Below are 18,811 nucleotides of genomic sequence, written 5' to 3' on the forward strand. Positions count from 1 at the left end.
TCCAATCGGGACCGGAAGTCGCCAACATTTAATAATTCGCCCGAAATGCCGCCCATAAACGGCGAAGCACCGCACCGGCATTGGGCCGCACCACCATCTGATGCTGCGGATCGAGCGCCCGTAGATCAATCGGGTCGGCCGCTGCAAACATTGCGAGTCCGGCAAGCGTCGCAAAGCCCGGCCCCGCATGCGCATCGGGAAGCGCGCTCAGCCCGCGCGGACGGCCGATCCGCACCGTCCGGCCAAGCGCCTGTTGCGCATAATCGGCCATGCCCTTAAGTTCCGCCCCACCGCCGGTCAGGACGATCTGCCGTCCGACCGGTTCTTCGAAGTTCAGCTTGCGAAGCTCTTTCTGTATCTCGCCCATCAGCCGGTCGAGCCGCTGGCGGATGACTGCAATCAGCTGCGCCCGCGTGATCCGCGTCCCCTCGCTCTCATCGTCCGACGCTACCGGGGCGACATCAATCATGTCGTGATTGTCGCGCGGCGTCATATTGGCCGAACCGTAAAAGCATTTCATCCGTTCGGCCTGCGCCCGGCGGGTGCCGAATGCGCTGGCGATATCGTCAGTGATATCGGCCGCGCCCATCGGGATGGAGGCAAGACCGGTCAGCATCCCTTGCGAAAATACCGACACATTCGTCACCGCCGCACCGATTTCGACCAGCGCAACGCCAAGATCGCGCTCCTCATCCGACAGACAGGCATGGCCGGTGGCGAGCGGCGCCGCGACGATCGATCGCACCTCAAGATGCGCCGATCGCACGCACAGGTCGAGATTGCGGATCGGCGACCCTTCGGTGGCGACGACATGGATTTCGACGCCCAGCCGGTCGGCATGCAGGCCCAGCGGCGTCTTCACCCCCGCCAGCCCGTCGATCGTATAGCGCGTCGGCTGCGCGTGCAGCACCATCCGGCCATGGGGATCGATCGCATTGCGCCCGGTCTTCAGCAGATGGTCGATATCGCTCTGATCGACCCGGTGCCCGCCAAGGTCGATTTCCAGCTTTACGAGGTCGGAAATCAGCCCGCCTGCGGAAAAGCTGACCCACACATCCTCGATATTGAACCCGGCGATCTTTTCCGCCTGCTCCACCGCTTCGCGCACGGCAAGCTCGGTCGCGGCCATATCGGCGATATAGCCGCGCTTGACGCCTTTGCTCTCGCGCTGGCCGGTGCCGAGCACGACCAGTTCGCCGCCATCGCCCTTTTGTGCGATCAGCGCGCAGACCTTCGACGATCCGATGTCGAGCGCGGTAATCAGTCCTTCGGGTGCCTGCCGTGCCATATGCTTGTCCCCTTTACCCCGCCGCGCCGGTCGCGGTCTGGCTGTTGTTCGTGGCGGCGGGAGCGCTGCCCTGAATCACCTTGTCATCTTCGTCGGGCATGCGCACCACCAATCGCGCGGGGTCGCGCATGTCGAGGCGGATATAGCCCTTGCCCAGCAGCCCCTGCGTGCCGTCAAGTTCGGCGAATTTGGCGAGCGCGCGCGCTGCCTCCGCCTTACCTTCGGGCAGTTGCAGCCGCTCGCCGCTCTTGAAGATCAGGTCCCAGCGGCGATTGCCGATCCAGGTCGCGGCGCGCACCATCGGTTTCAGCGCGGGCGCTGCTTCCATCAGCAGCTGGAATTGCGGCTCCTGCTCGTTCGCGCCGTCGCCGATCACCAGCGGCAGGTCGGGCATGCGCTGCGGCGATACCGGTTCGAGCAGCACGCCCTTCGCATCGATCAGCATCAGCTGGCCTTCATTCTGCCAGATCGCGGCGGGCCGGCGCTCGACAATGTCGATGACCAGCGTATCGGGCAGGCGGCGCGAGACGCGCGCATCGGCGATCCAGCCATAGCCGAGCAGGCGCTGGCGCACCGTGCCGAGATCGACCAGCGGCATCGCGCGCGATTGCTGATCGAGCGCCATGGCATAGACCGACATGCGATCCATGCGCTTCAGCCCCTGCACTTCGATCTGATTGACGCGCAGGCCTGCCCGCCCGACCGCCTCGGCAGCGCCGGTGTAGATTGCCTGCGGCACGCCGAACCATGTCGCGACCGCAATCGCCGCTGCGCCGATCGCTGCCGTAATCGTCCATGCGATGATGCGGTGGAGCGTGTGCTGGCTGACCGGCAGCGCAGCGATCAGCCGGTCGAGAATCGAGGGGCGGCTGGCGCGCGCGCCCTTGCGCCGCTTCGCATTGGCTGCGGGGCGGCGTGGACTGGAAGTATTTCGGGTGGCGGCCCGGCTCATCGCGCCTCCGGCATGTCGGCCATCACCTCTTCAACGATGCGCTGAACCAGATCGGCATAGCTCATGCCGATATGCCGCGCCTGTTCGGGAACCAGACTGAGCGGCGTCATCCCCGGTTGGGTATTAACCTCCAGCAGGAACAGCCCGTCGACGCCCAGATTGTCGTCCCAGCGGAAATCGGCGCGCGACGTGCCGCGACAGCCAAGCGCGCGATGTGCGTCTAGTGCGATGCGGCGACATGCCTCTGCAATTTCGTCGGGCACATCGGCGGGGCAGACATGTTCGGTCAGCCCGTCGGTATATTTGGCGTCATAATCGTAAAAGCCGCTCTTGGGCTTCAGTTCGGTAACGGCCAGCGCGTCATCGCCCAGCACGGCGGTGGTCAGCTCGCGCCCGCGAATGAACGGCTCGGCGAGCAATTCGTCGAATTCGTTCCATGGCCCCTTCGCATCGCGCGCGATCGGATTTCCGAAATTGCTTTGCTCGGTCACGATCGCGACGCCGACCGACGATCCTTCATTGACGGGTTTGAGGACATAGGGGCGCGGCAGCGGGTCGCGGTCGAACAGTTCCGCCGTTTTGACCACGCGCCCGCCCGGCATCGGAATGCCAAGCGGCACCAGTGTCTGTTTGGTAAGCTGTTTGTCGATCGCGATGACCGAGGTGACCAGCCCCGAATGGGTATAGCGCAGCCCCATCAGGTCGAGCATGCCCTGCACCGTGCCATCCTCGCCCGGCGTCCCGTGCAGCGCGTTGAAGACAAGGTCGGGCTTCAGCCCGGCAAGCGTGGTCGCAACGCTGCGGTCCATATCGACCCGGCTTACGCGATGGCCGAGGCTTTCCAGCGCATCTGCAACGCCCGTGCCGCTCATCAGCGACACGTCACGCTCCGCCGACCAGCCGCCCATCAGAACCGCGATGTGGAGGGTCTGACTCATCAGTGGGGCTTTCCAATATACAAAACAGGCTGATCCTCATGAATCTCCTGAGGAGCTTCATCGTCCCAAGGATAGTAGCCGCTGTAGCTCCAAACGAGCTGCATGGCGGCGGCTAGCGGTTGTCCGGTTCGCCATTGGTGGTACCACATGGCCGAATTGAAATAGTCTCGAACGAAATGGTCGGGATGAACCTGGCGCGCAACGCAGGTCTCGTCATAGCCCTTGAGCAAACCTTCGATCGCTTTCCCGTCCGTAATGGTCAGCCCATTGCGACACTGACGGAACGCTTCTTCAACCGCGTACCGGCCCATCGAGCCATCAAGCCCAAGGATAATTATCTCAGGCTGACCGACAGTCTCCCAGAAACCCACCGAATAGGAGAAAGAGGAAGTGATGTCCTCCGGGTCAAAGACGGAGACGATTTGGTAGCCATTTTCCTGAACACTGGAAATGACGCGCTCTTCGTATTCGCTGAGTCCAGTGCCGCTCATTGCGCCTCCCCCACCCGGCGAATTTCCCATTCGAGGGTAATGCCGCTTTGCGCCTTCACCTTTTCGCGCACTTCCTCGCCCAGCGCTTCGATATCGGCGCTGGTCGCATTGCCCAGATTGAGCAGGAAGTTGCAATGTTTCTCGCTCACCTGCGCATCGCCCTTGCGAAGCCCGCGGCATCCGGCGGCATCGACCAGCGCCCATGCCTTCTCCCCCGGCGGGTTCTTGAAGGTCGAACCACCGGTTTTCGATCGCAACGGCTGCGCCGCCTCGCGCTCGGCGGTGATGCGGTCCATTTCGGCCTGCACCGCCTGCGGATCTTTGGGATAGCCGCGAAAAGTCGCCATCGTCACGATCGCCCCATCGGGCAATTCGCTATGCCGATAGCTGTAGCTCAGTTGCTCGGCGGCGAACGTGCGCCGCTCGCCGTCGCGCATCACCACATCGCAGGACAGCAGGATATCGGCGGTTTCGCGGCCATAGGCGCCACCGTTCATCCGTACGAACCCGCCGACCGTGCCGGGGATCGAGCGCAGAAATTCCAGCCCGCCTATCCCTGCATCGCGCGCGGAGGAGGATACGAGAATACCCGACGCCCCGCCGCCGCAGCGAAGCGTGATTTCATCAAGCCGCTCGACCGTTGCGAACGGCTTGCCCAGCCGCACCACGACGCCGCGCACCCCGCCGTCGCGCACGATCAGATTGGACCCCAGCCCCAGCGGCATCACCGGCATGTCGGCCGGGATCGCGGCGAGAAATTCAGCGAGATCCGCGCTGTCCTTCGGTTCGAACAGCCATTGCGCGCTGCCGCCCGATTTGAACCAGACCAGCGGAGCGAGCGGCGCATCGGACGTCAGCCGCCCGCGCGTCTCAGGAAGCGCAGCTACATTCACCCGCCACCCCACATCTTCGTCCAGCGCTTCCATGCGCGCATATTGGCTTCGCTCGCCTCGATCCCGGCGCGTTGCAGATCGTGGAGCTCCTGCCCCATATCGAGCATCTTGCGCGCCGCATCCATCTGCGCCTGTTGCGCGTTCAGGATTTCGCGCTGCATCGCCACCGCCGTACTGAACCAGTCGCTCATTTCGTCGTCTCCGTCAGATGACCGCGCACCGCATCGGCCAGCCCCGCCGCCCATTTGGTGATATCGCCCGCGCCAAGGCAAATAATCTGATCGCCCGGCGCGATCATCCCGGCCAGCGCAGCGGCAAGATCGTCCGGCCCCTCGACCGTCGCTGCCGAGCGGTGGCCGCGCCATTTGATACCCTGCGCCAGCGCCGCTGCGTCGATCCCCTCGACCGGGCTTTCCCCGGCCGCATAGACCGGCGCGACCAGCACTGCATCGGCATCGTTGAACGCCTGCTGAAACTCATCCATCAGGTCGCCGAGCCGCGAATAGCGATGCGGCTGCACCACGGCGATCACGCGGCCCGTCGCGCTCTCCCGCGCCGCCGACAGAACCGCGCGGATTTCGACCGGATGATGGCCGTAATCGTCGATCACGACTGCCGGACGCGCGCCGCCAAGTTCGATCTCGCCCACCTTGGTGAAGCGGCGCTTCACCCCGCCGAATTTCGAAAAACCCTCGCGCACCGTCGCATCCTCGATGCCCAGCTCCAGCGCTACCCCGATCGCGGCGAGCGCGTTCTGAACATTGTGGCGCCCGGGCATGGGAAGGTCGATCCCCTCGATCACGCGAAGCTGCCCGTCGCGCGCGCGGACCACCGCGTCGAAGCGGTTGCCGCCCGGATAGGGCGTGACATTGGTCCCGCGAATATCCGCTTGTCCGGCAAAGCCATATGTGACGATCCGCCGGTCGCGGACACGCGGAATGATCGCCTGCACTTCGGGATGATCGAGGCACAGCAGCGCCGCGCCGTAAAAGGGCACATTCTCAACGAACTCGATGAACGCATCCTTCACCCGGTCGAACGAGCCATAATGGTCGAGATGTTCGGGATCGATATTGGTGACGACCGCAATCGTCCCGTCGAGCCGCAGGAAGCTGCCGTCGCTCTCATCGGCCTCGACCACCATCCAGTCGCTCGCGCCCAGCCGGGCGTTCGACCCATAGCTGTTGATGATGCCGCCATTGATGACGGTGGGATCGACCCCGCCGAAATCGAGCAAAGCCGCCACCATGCTGGTCGTCGTCGTCTTGCCGTGCGTTCCCGCCACCGCAACGGTGGATTTCAGCCGCATCAGCTCGGCAAGCATTTCGGCACGGCGAACCACCGGAATGCGCTTTTCGAGCGCCGCCTCGACCTCGGGATTGCCGCGCTTGATCGCGGTGGAGATCACCACCACCGCGACGCCGTCGACATTCTCGGCGCACTGGCCGATCTTCACTTCGATGCCCTTGGCGCGCAGCCCCTCGACCACATAGCTTTCGGCGATATCCGACCCCTGAACGCTATAGCCCAGATTGTGCATTACCTCGGCAATGCCAGACATGCCGATGCCGCCAATGCCGACGAAATGGATCGTGCCGATATCGGTCGCGACGCCCTTCATCGCGCAATCTCCTGTTCGGGGGAAGAAATCGCCTCCACGAGATCGGCGAGCGCGGTCACTGCATCGGGGCGGCCGCAGCTGCGCGCGTGCATCGCCGCAGCGGTCAGGCTTTCGCCATCGGTGCCGAGCGCCTGAATCTGGCGGGCGAGTTCAGCGGGGGTGAAATCGCTCTGGGGAATCGTGCGCGCGCCCCCGGCTTCGGTCATTTCGCGCGCATTGGCCGTCTGATGATCGTCCATCGCGCTGGGCAGCGGAACGAGGATCGCGGGGCGACCCGCCGCAGTCAGTTCGGCGATGGTCGATGCACCGGCGCGCGCGATGACCAGATGCGCGGCCGCAAGGCGTTCGGGCATGTCGGGAAGATAGGACGCAATCTCCGCCTTTATGCCGTGCGCAGCATAGCCTGCCCGCACCGCGTCGATATCCTCGGCGCGCGCCTGATGCGTCACCTGCATCGCCGAACGGAAATGCAGCGGCAGTTGCGCCAGCCCGTCGGGCACGACCTGCGACAATATGCTCGCGCCCTGACTACCGCCGGTTACCAGCACGTGCCAGGGTTCACCGTTTTCCGGCACGGGAAAAGGCATATTGCGCAGCGCCAGCACCGCCTCTCGCACCGGATTGCCGACCAGATGCGTCTTGCCGCGATATTTCGCGTCGAGCCGCTCGACATCGGGATAAGCGGTGGCAATTCCATCGACCTTGCCCGCTGCCAGACGGTTCACCCGGCCAAGCACGGCATTCTGTTCGTGGATGATCGTCGGCACCTTGCGGCTGAACGCGGCGAGCAGCGCAGTCATTGCCGGATAGCCGCCGAACCCGATCACCGCATCGGGGCGCATCTCGCGGAACAGGCGGATCGCCATCGCGCGGCCACGCCACATCTGCGCACCCGCCTTTGCCCAGCCCAACGGATTTTTGCCGCCGAACCGACCGGCGGGAAGGACATGCGTGTCGATATCGTCGAACAGGCCGGGAAAGCGCACGCCGCGAGCGTCGCTGACCAGCGCGACCTCAGCCCCGCGCCGCTTCAGCTCTGCGCCGAGCGCGGCCGCGGGCACCATATGGCCGCCGGTTCCGCCCGCTGCCAGAACATATCGCTTCGCTTCGCGCATCAACCACTCCACCCGGTGCCATAAGACGAACGGGCCAGATACGGGTTTCGCCGCGTAAATGCGAGGAGCAGTCCCATGCCGATCGACAATGCGATCATCGACGACCCGCCATAGCTGATGAACGGCAGCGTCATCCCCTTGGACGGGGCAAGGCCGGTATTCACGGCCATGCTGATCATCGCCTGCACCCCGAACTGCGACACCAGCCCGGCAGCGGCGAGCAGGCGGAAGGCGTCATCCTCTTCGAGCAGCTTGACCAGCACCCGGACGACCAGCGCCATGAACAGCAGCGCGATGACCGCGCATGCGATCAGGCCGAACTCCTCTCCCACCACGGCATAGATATAATCGGTATGCGCTTCGGGCAGGCGGAATTTGACCGTGCCCGCGCCGGGGCCGCGCCCGAATATACCGCCTGCGGTCAACACGGCATGCGCCATATCGGTCTGATAGCTGTCGGCAGCGCCCGCCGCCGCATCGCCGAACAGGAAGCTGTCGATCCGCGCCCTTGCCGTGTCATAGAACAGATAGGCGCTGATGATCCCGCCGATCCCGGCCGCCCCCAGCGCCGCCATGACTCGCGGCGAAATTCCGGCGACCATCAGCAGGATCAGCCACACCGCCCCGAACACGATCGTCTGCCCGAAATCGGGCTGCAGCATCAGCAGGAAGACGATCAGCCCGGTGATTGCGGCGGTGATCGCCATGACCGGCAATTTGTCGTCTTGTGCGCGCAGCGACAAAATCCATGCGGTCGACACGATGAAGAACGGTTTCAGAAATTCGGACGGCTGAAACTGCGCAAAGCCATAGCCGATCCAGCGCCGCGCGCCGTTCGCATCGACACCGATCAGCGGCACCGCGGCAAGGCAGACCAGACACGCGAGCGCGCCGAGCAACGCCATGCGCCGCGCAACATGCACCGGCAGCATCGACACGACCAGCAGCACCGGCACCGATACGCCGACCCATCCGACCTGACGCCAGAAATAATACATCGGCGGCACCTGATGCGCCGCATCCGAATAGCGCTGCGCCGATGCGGGCGAACCCGCCGCCACCGCGACCAGCCCGATGGCGATCAGCAGAAACGCGATCAGCAGCAGCACCCGGTCGATATCGCGAAACCAGATGCCGAGCGGCGACCGGCTCGCCCGGCCAAGCTGTTGCTCGACGCGTGCCTTCATGCTTACCCCGCCGGGTCCGAGACCACCGCTACGCCACACATCGGTCATGCCAGTGCCTCCACTTCAGCCCGGAACGCATCGCCGCGCGCTTCATAATCGCGAAACTGGTCGAACGAGGCGCAGGCGGGGGACAGCAGCACCGTCTCCCCCCGCACGGCGTTCGCCGCCGCCCGTTCGATGGCGGCCTTCAACGTGCCGCACCGCTCGACCGGCATTTCGCTGGACAGCAACTCGGCGAAGCGGTCGCCCGCCGCACCGATCGTATACGCGCGCCGGACATGGGCAAAGCCGGGACGGCATGCGTCGAGATCGTCGCTCTTGGCCTCACCGCCCACAATCCAGTGGATGCCGTCATAGGCGGCAAGCGCAGGCGCGGTCGAAGCCGGATTGGTCGCCTTGCTGTCATTGACCCACAGCACGCCGTGCAGCTCGCGCACGCGCTCCATACGGTGCGGCAGTCCGCCGAACGTCTCCAGCCCGCGATCGATCGCTTCGTTATCGATACCCAGCGCTTCGCACGCAGCGATCGCCGCAAGCGTGTTCTGCGCATTGTGCGGTCCCTGCAATGCGGGCCAGCGCGACTGATCCATACAGATGCCCGGCGCGATTTTGGTCAGCGTCTCGCCTCGCGCCGAGAGCGAGCGCGCGACTGCATAGGATGCCGTGTCGGAAATGCCGATAATCGCGTGATGCGCGGGCGACTGCATCGCGAACAATCGCGCCTTTGCCGCCGCATAGCCTTCGAACCCGTCATAGCGGTCGAGATGATCGGGCGTGATGTTCAGCAGCACCGCGACATCGCAATCGAGGCTTTGGGTAAGGTCGATCTGATAGCTCGACAGTTCGAGCACATAGACGCCCCCAGCAGGCAGCGGATCGGCACCAAGGATCGGCAGCCCGATATTGCCGCCCAGCCGGGCGGGGATGCCTGCCGTTTCGCAAATATGGTGGATCAGCGCGGTCGTCGTCGATTTGCCGTTGGTGCCGGTGATACCGACGACCTTATGCGGCGGCAGCTCTGCGCGGGCCTGAGCGAACAACTCAATATCGCCGATCACCGGCACATTCGCTTTTGCCGCATGGGCAGCAATCGGATGCCGGTTCAGCGGGACACCGGGCGACACCACCACGCCCGCAAATCCGTCCAGATCGATGTCGAGCGGATCGGCGAGGGTCGCGCCGCTGATCTCCGCACGGCGTTCTTCATTGCTGTCCCACGCGGTGACTTCGGCCCCGCTTTCCACCAGCGCGCGCACGCTCGCCGCGCCGGAGCGTGCCAGCCCCAGCACCGCAAAGCGTTTTCCGCGCCAGGCGGGGTTGGTGATCACCGCAGCTTCAGCGTCGACAGGCCGACAAGCGCCAGCACAAGTGCAATGATCCAGAACCGAATGACCACGGTCGGTTCGGACCAGCCAAGCTGTTCGAAATGATGGTGGATCGGCGCCATCTTGAACACGCGCTTTCCGGTGCGTTTGTAGAAAAACACCTGAATGATGACGCTCATCGCCTCGACCACGAACAGGCCGCCGATGATGCCCAGCACGATTTCGTGATGCGCGACGACCGCGATCGTGCCCAGTGCGCCGCCCAGCGCGAGGCTGCCCGTATCGCCCATGAACACGGCGGCAGGCGGCGCATTGAACCAGAGGAACGCCAGCCCCGCCCCGATCATCGCGCCGCAGAAAATGGCGAGGTTGCCCGCCCCTGGCACATGCGGGATGCCGAGATATTCCGCGAATTTCGCATTACCGGCGAGATAGACGATGATCATGAATGCAACCGCGGCGATGATGACCGGCATCGTCGCCAGCCCGTCCAGCCCGTCGGTCAGGTTCACCGCATTGCCGAATGCAACGATCGTGAACGCGGCAAAAGCGATGTAGAAATAGCCGAGATCGATCGACACGCCCGAAATGAACGGCAGATACAGATGCGTGCCGGTCTGCTGGACGATCAGCCAGCTTGCGATGCCGGCGATAATGAACTCGCCCAGCAGCCGCGTCCTGCCCGAAACGCCCGCCGTGCTTGCCTTTCGCACCTTGTCGTAATCGTCCATGAATCCGATCGACCCGAACCCGAGTGTCACGAACAGACATGCCCAGACGAACGGGCTGGTAAGGTCCATCCACAGCAAAATGCTGATCGTCATCGCGGTCAGGATCATCAGCCCGCCCATGGTCGGCGTGCCGCGCTTGGCAAGGTGCGATTGCGGGCCATCGGTGCGAATCGGCTGGCCCTTGCCCTGCCGCACGCGCAGCCACCCGATGAAGCGCGGCCCGATGATCAGACCGAACAGCAGCGCGGTTCCCACCGCCCCGCCGGTGCGGAAGCTGAGATACCGAAAGAGGTTAAGGGCACTGGGAAAGCCCAGATATTCCGCGATGAGGTAGAGCATTATCCTTTTCCCGCCAGCGCCGCGACGACCGCGCCCAGCCCTATGCCGTTCGAACCCTTGATGAGGACCGCATCGCCGGGCGCCAGTTCCGCCAGCAGGCGGTCGCGCGCAGCAGCGGCGTCGGGCACATGGACGAAATCGATCCTGCCCTCAAGCGCCTTTGCCAGCGCCTTCATCTCTTCGCCCACCAATATGGCCCACTTTATGCCCGCTTCACCGACCGGCCCGGCAAGCGCTGCGTGATACTCCGCGCTGCCGACGCCAAGCTCACGCATATCGCCCAGCACCGCCAGCTTGCGCGTGGCCGTCTGCGCGGCGAGCACGGCGAGCGTGGCGCGCATCGAGGAGGGGTTCGCGTTATAGCTTTCGTCGATAATCCATGCCTCGCCCTCGCCCACCGGCACCGCGAAGCGCGCACCGCGCCCGGGCAGCCCGCCCAGATCGGCAAGCGCCAGCCCGGCCGCGGCCAGATCGCCGCCGACAGCCTGCACCGCTGCCAGCAGCGCAAGCGAATTCGACACCCAATGGTCGCCGGGCTGCGAAATGGTGAAGCTCAACTCGGTCTCGCCCAGCCGCGCAGTCACGAAGGTGCCGCCAGACAACGTCCGCATCCGCTCGATCGGATGGACCTCAGCGCCTTCGCTCAGGCCGAAGGTCACGATCCGCGCCGCATGGGGCTTCGCCGCCGCGATCAGCCGGTCGCAATGCGGGCTGTCGAACGGAACGATCGCGGTTCCGCCGGGCTGAAGCCCGATAAAGATTTCGCCCTTGGCATCGGCGATTGCACTTTCGTCGCGGAAAAATTCGGTATGCGCGGGCGCGATCGCAGTGACGATGGCGACATGCGGACGCACCAGCTTTGTCAGCCCGGTCAGCTCGCCCGCATGGTTCATCCCCATTTCGAAAATACCATAGCGCGTGTCGCGCGGCATCCGGGCAAGGCTGAGCGGCACGCCCGTATGGTTGTTATAGCTTTTGACCGACCGATGCGCACTGCCCGGCCGAACGCGGTTGAGCGCGGCGAACAGCGCTTCCTTGGTGCCCGTCTTGCCGACCGATCCGGTCACCCCGATGACCTTGCCCGCCATCCGCTCGCGCGCCGCAGCACCAAGCGCGTTCAGCGCCGCGCCGGTATCCGCAACCCGGACATGCGGATGCGCGCACTGGGTCGAAACGATCGCGCCGGCGGCGCCCTGCGCAAATGCCTGATCGAGAAAGCGGTGGCCGTCGGTCGTCTCGCCCGACAGCGCGATAAACAGATCGCCCGGCCCGATCTCGCGACTATCGAACGCCACGCCGGAGACCGAAAAATCAGCGCTTGCCGTTCCCGAAACGGCAGCGGCGATCTCCGCAGAGGTCCAGAGCGGATCAACCATGCGCAAAGCCTCTTATTTTCGTGCAATCCCCACTGGCGGGCCGGGCCGTCACGCCGCCACCTCGCGCGCGACGGTGACGTCGTCGAACGGCAACACCATGTCGCCCACGATCTGCCCTTGTTCATGCCCCTTGCCCGCGATCAGGACGATGTCCTGGGCATTCGCCTCGGCAATGGCGGCGGCGATGGCTTCGCGGCGACCATCGACCTCGCGCGCCTCGCGAGCGCCTTTCAGGATCATCCGCCGGATCTCCGCCGGATCCTCCCCCCGCGGATTGTCGTCGGTCACGATCACGCTGTCGGCATGTGCGGCAGCGACCTGCCCCATGGGTTCGCGTTTGCCGCGGTCGCGATCGCCGCCGGCGCCGAACACCACGATCAGCCGCCCCGCCGCATGCGGCTTCAGCGCCTGCATCGCTGCTTCCAGCGCGTCGGGGGTATGGGCGTAATCGATATAGACCGGCGCGCCGCTGCGCGTAATCACCGCACGCTCCAGCCGCCCGCGCACCGGTTGCAGCCGCGACAGCCCGGCAAGCGTCGGCGCCACCTCCCCGCCGGTCGCAATCACCAGCCCGGCGGCGATCAGAGCGTTCGCCGCCTGATACGCGCCGATCAGCGGCAGGTTGACGGCATATTCCCGTCCTCCGGCAGCGATCACCAGCCCCTGCCCCAGCAAGGTCGGATCGCGAGAGACGAGACGGAGAGTATCGCCATGCTTCCCAACACTGATGAGCCGGTTGCCGCGCGCACGAGCGAGGTCGATCACCCGGTCAGCATTGGGATCGTCGACCCACACCACCGCAGCGCCGTCGGGCGCAAGCACTTCGGAAAACAGGCGCAGCTTGGCGGTGAGATAGGCCGCCATATCGCCATGATAATCGAGGTGATCGCGGCTGAGATTGGTGAACGCTGCCGCGCGTACCGGCACGCCCTCGGTACGATATTGCGACAGGCCATGGCTCGACGCTTCGAAGGCGAGATGCGTTACGCCTTCGCGTGCCAGCCCGCCGACATTGGACAGGAACGTCACGACATCGGGCGTGGTCAGCCCGGTCTTGGCATTATCGCCCTCGATATTGATGCCCAGCGTTCCGATCGACGCTGCGTGCCTGCCCGCCATGCGCCAGAGCTGTCGGGTCATTTCGACCACTGAGGTTTTGCCGTTGGTGCCGGTGACCGCGATATTGGTTTGCGGGAAAGGCGCGAAGAATTTCGCCGCCAGCAGCGCAAACGCCTCACGCGGGCGGCGATCGGCGATATGCACCGCGCCCTCGACCCGCGCATCGGGCCGCGCGACCACGGCGATCGCGCCGGACGCAATCGCAGCGTCGATATAGTCCTCGCCATTCACCCGAGCGCCCTCGAAAGCGCCGAAAACGGTGCCCGGTGCGACCTTGCGATGATCGATCGCAAAGCCCGTTACGGTCGCGGTCTCATCGCCGCCGGTAAGCGCGCTCAGCTTCATTGCGCATCCTTTGCGGTCTTGTCGCCCGGCGGGTGCCAGAGCAGCGGCGTGATGTCCGATTCATCGATATCGCGATGTTCGTCGGGACGAACCCCCAGAACCGGTCCGGTGCGCTCGATCACTGCCTTCACCACCGGCGCTGCGTTCCACGCGGCAGTGGTAAAGCCATAGGTTTCCTTGGTTCCGACCGGCGAATCGAGCATCGCCACCACCACATAGCGCGGATCGTCCATCGGGAAAGCAGCGGCAAAGGTCGACACGTTCTTGTGCCGCGAATAGCCGCCGCCGCTCGACACCTCAGCGGTGCCGGTCTTGCCGCCGACGCGATAGCCGGGCGCATCGCCCTTGCGCCCCGTCCCGTCGAGCACGACCAGCCGCAGCAACTGGCACAGCCGCGCGCTGGTGGCCGGGGAGAATACGCGCTTGCCCTTCGCCGGATGGTCGGATGCCGCCTTCAGCAGCGTCGGCGGATACAGGATGCCGCCATTGACCAGCGAGGCATAGGCAGTGGCAAGGTGCAGCGGCGTGACGGCGATGCCATGGCCATATGCCGTGGTCATGGTCGTCGTCCGCCCCCAATAGCCCGGCCACAGCGGTGCCATTTTCTCCCGAATCTCGATCGGGCTTTCGCGGTCGAAATCGAGCTTGTGGAACAGGTCGCGCATTTTCTGCTCGCCCATCAGATCGGCGATTCGCGCAGTCGCGATGTTCGACGAATAGATCAGCGTTTCGGGAATGTTGAGCCAGCGCTCCTGCTCATCGCCCGGATCGTCATGAATGGTGAAGCGCCCGACCTTCATCGGCTTGGTCGCGTCGAAGCGGCGCGCCATCGACGTCACCGTGCCGGTGTCGATCGCCTGCGCCATGGCGAGCGGCTTGAACGTCGAGCCAAGCTCATAGCGCGCCTGGGTGACATTGTTGCGCAGCTCGTCCTGAGTCGCATGGCGGATATTGTTCGGATTGAACGTGGGCAGCGACACCATGGCGAGCAATTCGCCGCTATGCACGTCCATGACGATCCCGGCAGCGCCCTTTGCCTGAAACTTCGCCATCGCCTGGCTGAGTTCGCTCTCCATCGCTGCCTGTACGCGCAGATCGAGCGACAATTGCAGCGGCTGGGCGCGCTCGGCCGGATCGGTCAGCCGTTTGTCGAAGGCGCGCTCGATCCCGCGCATGCCGTGCCCGTCGAACCCGGTAAAGCCGAGCGCATGCGCCGCAAGCGTGGTTTGCGGATAAAGGCGTTCCGGCTCGCGCGCGAACGCAATTCCCGGTTCGCCCAGCGCATTCACCTTCTCCACGGTTTCAGGCAACGCCCGACGCGACAGATAGGTGAACGACGTGTCCATGCTAAGCTTATGATAATAATAAGCGAAGTCATGATCGGGCAGCAGCGCGGCAAGGTTCGTCGCGAGCTCGCGCTTGTCGCCGATCACCTTGCGCGGATGCACGCCGATCGACCAGCCGTCGATCGTGCGGGCCAGCGGTGCGCCGTTGCGATCAACGATATCGCCGCGCGACGGCACGAACTGGGTGGGCGCTGCCCCCGCGCTTTCCGGCGATGTCGAAACGGCAAGCATTCCCAGCCGGCCGATGATCAGCACGCCGCCCGCCAGAAACAACAGCATCAGGATCATCAGCCGCAAATGCGCAGCGGCCACCAGCGGCGATCTGCCGCCGGTGGCGCGCTCACCGGGCTGGGCGACGACGACGATCAATGCGGCCTTGCCTCCGCACGGGCTCCGCGCATCAGGTCGCCGAGCGTCGATTCGCTGAGCAGGCGTTCATCGAGCATCGCGACGGTGCGATCCTTTGCGGTGTCGAGCGCGGCGGTGGCAACCGGCGCTGCGCGGCGCTGCGTGGATACCGCCGCGCGGCCCGGCACAGGTGCCTCGGGCTCCTTGACGTCGAGCGCCGCCTCAGGCGCTGCGTCGGGCATGCCCGGCCCGTCGGTCAGCACCGGCGCATGCGGCACTACCAGCGAGGCATAGGCGACCGGGCCATCGGGACGCCCGCCATTGTCCAGTTCGGCCACGCCCTGCGCGCCGGCATCCAGAAACTGGTCCGGGCGCGGTGCCGACAGCGCCAGCAGATCGCCGTTCCAGCGTTCGAGCTGCGCCATATTCGCGCGCGTCTTGATCTCCGTATCGAGGTCGCGAATATCCTTGTGCGCCTCGACAATGGCGCGGTTGACGGATTCGACGCGGCTGCGCTCCGCCGCGACTTGCGACGTCACCAGATAGCATCCGGGCGCGACGATCGCCGTGCACAGAAACCATCCGAACCCCTTGAACCCAAAGGCCGCCATTATAGTCCTCCACTCATCTTTGGCGCTGCGGCCGTGCGGCAGGCCGCGCGCAACGTTGCCGAACGGGCACGCGGATTGCGCAGCAATTCGGCTTCTCCCGGGCGCACCGCGCGCGCCGGGCTTTCAAAAGTCGGTTCGGCGGCCTTTTCGACCACCGGCATGTGCCGCGAACCGCCCGGCATGGAACCGCTGCGTTCGCGAAAGAAATGTTTGACCAATCGGTCCTCAAGGCTGTGAAACGTCACGACGACCAGCCGCCCGCCCGGCTTCAGCACCCGCTCCGCCGCAGCCAGCGCTTCGACCAGTTCGTCAAGTTCGCGGTTGAGATGAATCCGGATCGCCTGAAAAGTCCGCGTCGCCGGATCCTTCTTTTCATGCGGCCGATGGTTCAGCGCCTTGCGCACCACTGCGGCAAGCTGCGCCGTCGTTTCCAGCGGGCGCGCCGCAACAATCGCCTTTGCCACACGGCGCGATCGCGGCTCTTCGCCATAGCGGTAGAGCACATTGGCGATCGTCTCTTCCTCAGCCGTGTTGAGGAAGTCCGCTGCACTTTCGCCCGACTGGCTCATCCGCATGTCGAGCGGGCCGTCCGCCTGAAACGAAAATCCGCGCTCCGCCTGATCGAGCTGCATCGACGACACGCCGATATCCAGAACGACGCCATCGACCGGCGCGGCATTGATCCGCTCCAGTTCAGCGGCAAGCGCCGAAAACGGCGCTTCGATCAGCCGCAACCGGCCATCGCTCGCTGCAACAAGGGATTGGCCGCCTTTAATCGCGTCCGGATCGCGATCAAAGGCGACCACCTCGGCTCCCCGCTCGAGGATCGCACTGGTATAGCCGCCCGCGCCAAAGGTCGCATCGACATGCCGCTCGCCCGGCTGAATGGCGAGCGCCGCGATGACTTCGTCCAGCAGCACGGGGATATGGGGCTGGGTGGCGCTGCTCACAGCTCAATCCCCTTCTGGTCGAGCAGATAGCGGCACAATTTGACCATCATCGGCAGCGCATGTTCATAGGACAGCAGGGTCGCCGGGTCCCAGATTTCGATCTCCTCACCCGCGCCATAAAACAGGGCATATTTGCCGATATTGGCATGAAAGCGCGGAAAGCCGCCAAGGATGAAGCGGCCGGAGCTATCGTACTGAACATAATCGCCGCCGCCGGCCATCGCGCGAATCTTGTTATCGGCATCGACGGCGCGCTCTTCGGGAAGCTGGGCGGCAAGCTGCTGCGCCTGACGGATGCGCTGTTCGCCGCGCACCTGATCATAAGCGAGAAGGCAGGGAGCGCGTTCATGCGCGCTGATCAGGAACTGGCGGGCACCCTTTGAACCGGGTTCGGCAGGGCAGTTCATTTCGAGGGTTCCGCGCAGGCTCGACGGCATGGCGACACGACCCTTGTCGTCCACCTGCTGCAAACCATTGCCGAAATATACACCCCGTTCTGACACGCCTCATCCCTTTGCGGCGTACGCGATCCCATCCCCGCAAACGGCCCTTACCGCCCACGGGGCCAATCAACTGAAAACTGGGAATTCACCCTGTGGTCGATTGTGTACCCCCTTTATAGCGGGAGAGCAATGGGCCGGATGGGGATTTCAGGGTATTTTGCCCCACTAACACGGGTGTTCACGGTATGTCCATGGGCAGTGCCGGGGAGGATGGCGCAAAGCTGCGGGTTTCGCGCAAAGGCGTGTTCTTCGGCACGCGAGCAGACCGGGGCGATGGCGGGAAATCCGGGGAAAGCGATACGAAGACGGCGAGACAAACCCGTTTCCCCGGCGGGAGCCCGGGCCACGCGAAGCCCCCCTTGTCCCACCGAAGGTCTGCGCCGTGAGAAGCCCCCGTCGCCGCGGCTCAGGCCGGGGCCGCGCGCGTTTGCCAACGCGTTATCCGCGATCCTACCCTACCCCGCCGCAGCGAGGCGCATCAGCATCTTGCGGCCCCGGCCCGCGCCGGAGCGACGATGATGGGGAAGCCGGTCAGGATGCGGACGCCTTAGCTTTGGCGCACCCTGCGTTGAAAGCGAGGTTAAATCAGCAGCGACAGCGAATTGCCGACATTGTGGAGCACTATCGGCAGAGCAACGCTGCCGGTCCGCAGGCGCAGCCAGACCGCGATGAAAGACGGCAGCGCGGTAAGCGCCATCGTCATGGCATCGAACGAGAAGTGCCCCTTGGAATAGCCGAAGGCGTGCGCCATTCCGAACAACATACACGATAGCACCGCGCCCCAGCCCCAATCCACGCCAAGCAACCGTATTCTGCCGCTAAAGGCCTGATCGAGCGCAAGCAGCAAGATGCCGCGATAGAAGATTTCCTCCTCGACACCGGGCATGGTCAACTGAAAAGCGATCTCTTCGCCATTGCTCTTCCCGCCGGGAAAGATCAGCGCGATGGCGACGAAAAAGCCGCAATAGAGCAGCGCAACCGGTATTGCCGCTTTCAGGCTACCCGCCTGTTGCCCGAGGGTGATGCCGGAGCGCTTCCATCCGAATGCCGGCAGGCTGGCGATGAAGAGGCTTGCACATAGCGCGAGCAATTTGCCTTCCCAGTTCCATTCGCCGCCGATCAGATCGGGCATCGCACCATAGGCCAGGGTCAGACAGGCATCGTTGACCGCGATCAGCAGCATCGCCACGAAAAGCCAGCGAGGCGCAAAATGCTGGCGATCTGTGACTCCGAAAAAGCTTCCGATCACGAGCAGGAGAAGCAGCGTTCCGCCGATACCGATGACGCCATCCACGACCATGTCCCGCAAACCGTGTTACCGATATAACACGGC

Annotated in this window: 18 protein-coding genes; all 18 read right to left on the bottom strand. The window is 64.6% G+C overall.

Features of this window, described 5'->3' with window-relative positions; translation table 11 throughout:
* Positions 1-28 precede the first annotated feature (28 nt).
* The 18 genes from ftsA to EV664_RS07195 all read right to left on the bottom strand — a co-directional run bounded on the left by ftsA (position 29) and on the right by EV664_RS07195 (position 18,772).
* Positions 29-1,288, bottom strand: coding sequence for a cell division protein FtsA (gene ftsA / locus EV664_RS07110; RefSeq protein ID WP_133494986.1), 1,260 nt, complete (start codon positions 1,286-1,288; stop codon positions 29-31).
* Positions 1,289-1,301: 13 nt separating this feature from the next.
* Positions 1,302-2,240: a cell division protein FtsQ/DivIB gene (locus tag EV664_RS07115; RefSeq protein ID WP_133494987.1), complete on the bottom strand. Its 939-nt coding sequence runs from the start codon at positions 2,238-2,240 to the stop codon at positions 1,302-1,304.
* Entirely contained in the window at positions 2,237-3,178 is a 942-nt protein-coding gene (locus EV664_RS07120; protein ID WP_133494988.1) for a D-alanine--D-alanine ligase, read from the bottom strand. The genes EV664_RS07115 and EV664_RS07120 overlap by 4 nt, the downstream gene beginning before the upstream one ends.
* The gene (locus EV664_RS07125) at positions 3,178-3,669 is read right to left on the bottom strand and encodes a DUF4262 domain-containing protein (protein WP_133494989.1); all 492 of its coding nucleotides are present in this window, start codon (positions 3,667-3,669) and stop codon (positions 3,178-3,180) included. The genes EV664_RS07120 and EV664_RS07125 overlap by 1 nt, the downstream gene beginning before the upstream one ends.
* Positions 3,666-4,595, bottom strand: coding sequence for a UDP-N-acetylmuramate dehydrogenase (gene murB, locus EV664_RS07130; RefSeq protein ID WP_133494990.1), 930 nt, complete (start codon positions 4,593-4,595; stop codon positions 3,666-3,668). The genes EV664_RS07125 and murB overlap by 4 nt, the downstream gene beginning before the upstream one ends.
* Positions 4,559-4,753, bottom strand: coding sequence for a hypothetical protein (locus EV664_RS07135; RefSeq protein WP_133494991.1), 195 nt, complete (start codon positions 4,751-4,753; stop codon positions 4,559-4,561). The genes murB and EV664_RS07135 overlap by 37 nt, the downstream gene beginning before the upstream one ends.
* Positions 4,750-6,183, bottom strand: coding sequence for a UDP-N-acetylmuramate--L-alanine ligase (murC, locus tag EV664_RS07140; protein ID WP_133494992.1), 1,434 nt, complete (start codon positions 6,181-6,183; stop codon positions 4,750-4,752). Before murC ends, EV664_RS07135 begins: the two co-directional genes overlap by 4 nt.
* Positions 6,180-7,298 carry an undecaprenyldiphospho-muramoylpentapeptide beta-N-acetylglucosaminyltransferase gene (murG, locus tag EV664_RS07145; RefSeq protein WP_133494993.1) on the bottom strand — a complete coding sequence of 373 codons (1,119 nt, stop codon included), beginning with the start codon at positions 7,296-7,298 and terminating at the stop codon, positions 6,180-6,182. Before murG ends, murC begins: the two co-directional genes overlap by 4 nt.
* Positions 7,298-8,533: an FtsW/RodA/SpoVE family cell cycle protein gene (locus tag EV664_RS07150; RefSeq protein WP_373287497.1), complete on the bottom strand. Its 1,236-nt coding sequence runs from the start codon at positions 8,531-8,533 to the stop codon at positions 7,298-7,300. Before EV664_RS07150 ends, murG begins: the two co-directional genes overlap by 1 nt.
* On the bottom strand, positions 8,530-9,813 hold the full coding sequence (murD, locus tag EV664_RS07155; RefSeq protein ID WP_133494994.1) for a UDP-N-acetylmuramoyl-L-alanine--D-glutamate ligase: 1,284 nt from the start codon (positions 9,811-9,813) through the stop codon (positions 8,530-8,532). Before murD ends, EV664_RS07150 begins: the two co-directional genes overlap by 4 nt.
* The gene (mraY, locus tag EV664_RS07160) at positions 9,810-10,880 is read right to left on the bottom strand and encodes a phospho-N-acetylmuramoyl-pentapeptide-transferase (protein ID WP_133494995.1); all 1,071 of its coding nucleotides are present in this window, start codon (positions 10,878-10,880) and stop codon (positions 9,810-9,812) included. The genes murD and mraY overlap by 4 nt, the downstream gene beginning before the upstream one ends.
* Positions 10,880-12,256: a UDP-N-acetylmuramoyl-tripeptide--D-alanyl-D-alanine ligase gene (locus tag EV664_RS07165; RefSeq protein WP_133494996.1), complete on the bottom strand. Its 1,377-nt coding sequence runs from the start codon at positions 12,254-12,256 to the stop codon at positions 10,880-10,882. Before EV664_RS07165 ends, mraY begins: the two co-directional genes overlap by 1 nt.
* A 48-nt stretch (positions 12,257-12,304) precedes the next feature.
* Positions 12,305-13,720 (bottom strand): UDP-N-acetylmuramoyl-L-alanyl-D-glutamate--2,6-diaminopimelate ligase, encoded by a 1,416-nt coding sequence (locus EV664_RS07170; protein WP_133494997.1) that lies wholly within the window; start codon positions 13,718-13,720, stop codon positions 12,305-12,307.
* A complete protein-coding gene (locus tag EV664_RS07175) occupies positions 13,717-15,435 on the bottom strand; it encodes a peptidoglycan D,D-transpeptidase FtsI family protein (protein ID WP_133494998.1) in 1,719 nt (572 codons plus the stop codon). The genes EV664_RS07170 and EV664_RS07175 overlap by 4 nt, the downstream gene beginning before the upstream one ends.
* A complete protein-coding gene (locus EV664_RS07180) occupies positions 15,432-16,025 on the bottom strand; it encodes a hypothetical protein (protein WP_133494999.1) in 594 nt (197 codons plus the stop codon). Before EV664_RS07180 ends, EV664_RS07175 begins: the two co-directional genes overlap by 4 nt.
* Positions 16,025-16,975: a 16S rRNA (cytosine(1402)-N(4))-methyltransferase RsmH gene (rsmH, locus tag EV664_RS07185; RefSeq protein WP_133495000.1), complete on the bottom strand. Its 951-nt coding sequence runs from the start codon at positions 16,973-16,975 to the stop codon at positions 16,025-16,027. The genes EV664_RS07180 and rsmH overlap by 1 nt, the downstream gene beginning before the upstream one ends.
* A complete protein-coding gene (locus tag EV664_RS07190; protein ID WP_133495001.1) occupies positions 16,972-17,478 on the bottom strand; it encodes a division/cell wall cluster transcriptional repressor MraZ in 507 nt (168 codons plus the stop codon). The genes rsmH and EV664_RS07190 overlap by 4 nt, the downstream gene beginning before the upstream one ends.
* 580 nt (positions 17,479-18,058) lie before the next feature.
* A complete protein-coding gene (locus EV664_RS07195; protein WP_133495002.1) occupies positions 18,059-18,772 on the bottom strand; it encodes a CPBP family intramembrane glutamic endopeptidase, BDIM_20840 family in 714 nt (237 codons plus the stop codon).
* Positions 18,773-18,811 lie beyond the last annotated feature (39 nt).

It is taken from the genome of Stakelama pacifica, from assembly GCF_004361835.1.
In the GTDB taxonomy this organism is placed as follows: Bacteria; Pseudomonadota; Alphaproteobacteria; order Sphingomonadales; family Sphingomonadaceae; genus Sphingomonas; species Sphingomonas pacifica.

Bases quoted from the DNA above. Each gene is read 5' to 3' on its own strand.
- ftsA (WP_133494986.1), bottom strand. From the start codon at position 1,288: ATGGCACGGCAGGCACCCGAAGGACTGATTACCGCGCTCGACATCGGA.
- EV664_RS07115 (WP_133494987.1), bottom strand. From the start codon at position 2,240: ATGAGCCGGGCCGCCACCCGAAATACTTCCAGTCCACGCCGCCCCGCA.
- EV664_RS07120 (WP_133494988.1), bottom strand. From the start codon at position 3,178: ATGAGTCAGACCCTCCACATCGCGGTTCTGATGGGCGGCTGGTCGGCG.
- EV664_RS07125 (WP_133494989.1), bottom strand. From the start codon at position 3,669: ATGAGCGGCACTGGACTCAGCGAATACGAAGAGCGCGTCATTTCCAGT.
- murB (WP_133494990.1), bottom strand. From the start codon at position 4,595: ATGGAAGCGCTGGACGAAGATGTGGGGTGGCGGGTGAATGTAGCTGCG.
- EV664_RS07135 (WP_133494991.1), bottom strand. From the start codon at position 4,753: ATGAGCGACTGGTTCAGTACGGCGGTGGCGATGCAGCGCGAAATCCTG.
- murC (WP_133494992.1), bottom strand. From the start codon at position 6,183: ATGAAGGGCGTCGCGACCGATATCGGCACGATCCATTTCGTCGGCATT.
- murG (WP_133494993.1), bottom strand. From the start codon at position 7,298: ATGCGCGAAGCGAAGCGATATGTTCTGGCAGCGGGCGGAACCGGCGGC.
- EV664_RS07150 (WP_373287497.1), bottom strand. From the start codon at position 8,533: ATGACCGATGTGTGGCGTAGCGGTGGTCTCGGACCCGGCGGGGTAAGC.
- mraY (WP_133494995.1), bottom strand. From the start codon at position 10,880: ATGCTCTACCTCATCGCGGAATATCTGGGCTTTCCCAGTGCCCTTAAC.
- EV664_RS07165 (WP_133494996.1), bottom strand. From the start codon at position 12,256: ATGGTTGATCCGCTCTGGACCTCTGCGGAGATCGCCGCTGCCGTTTCG.
- EV664_RS07170 (WP_133494997.1), bottom strand. From the start codon at position 13,720: ATGAAGCTGAGCGCGCTTACCGGCGGCGATGAGACCGCGACCGTAACG.
- EV664_RS07180 (WP_133494999.1), bottom strand. From the start codon at position 16,025: ATGGCGGCCTTTGGGTTCAAGGGGTTCGGATGGTTTCTGTGCACGGCG.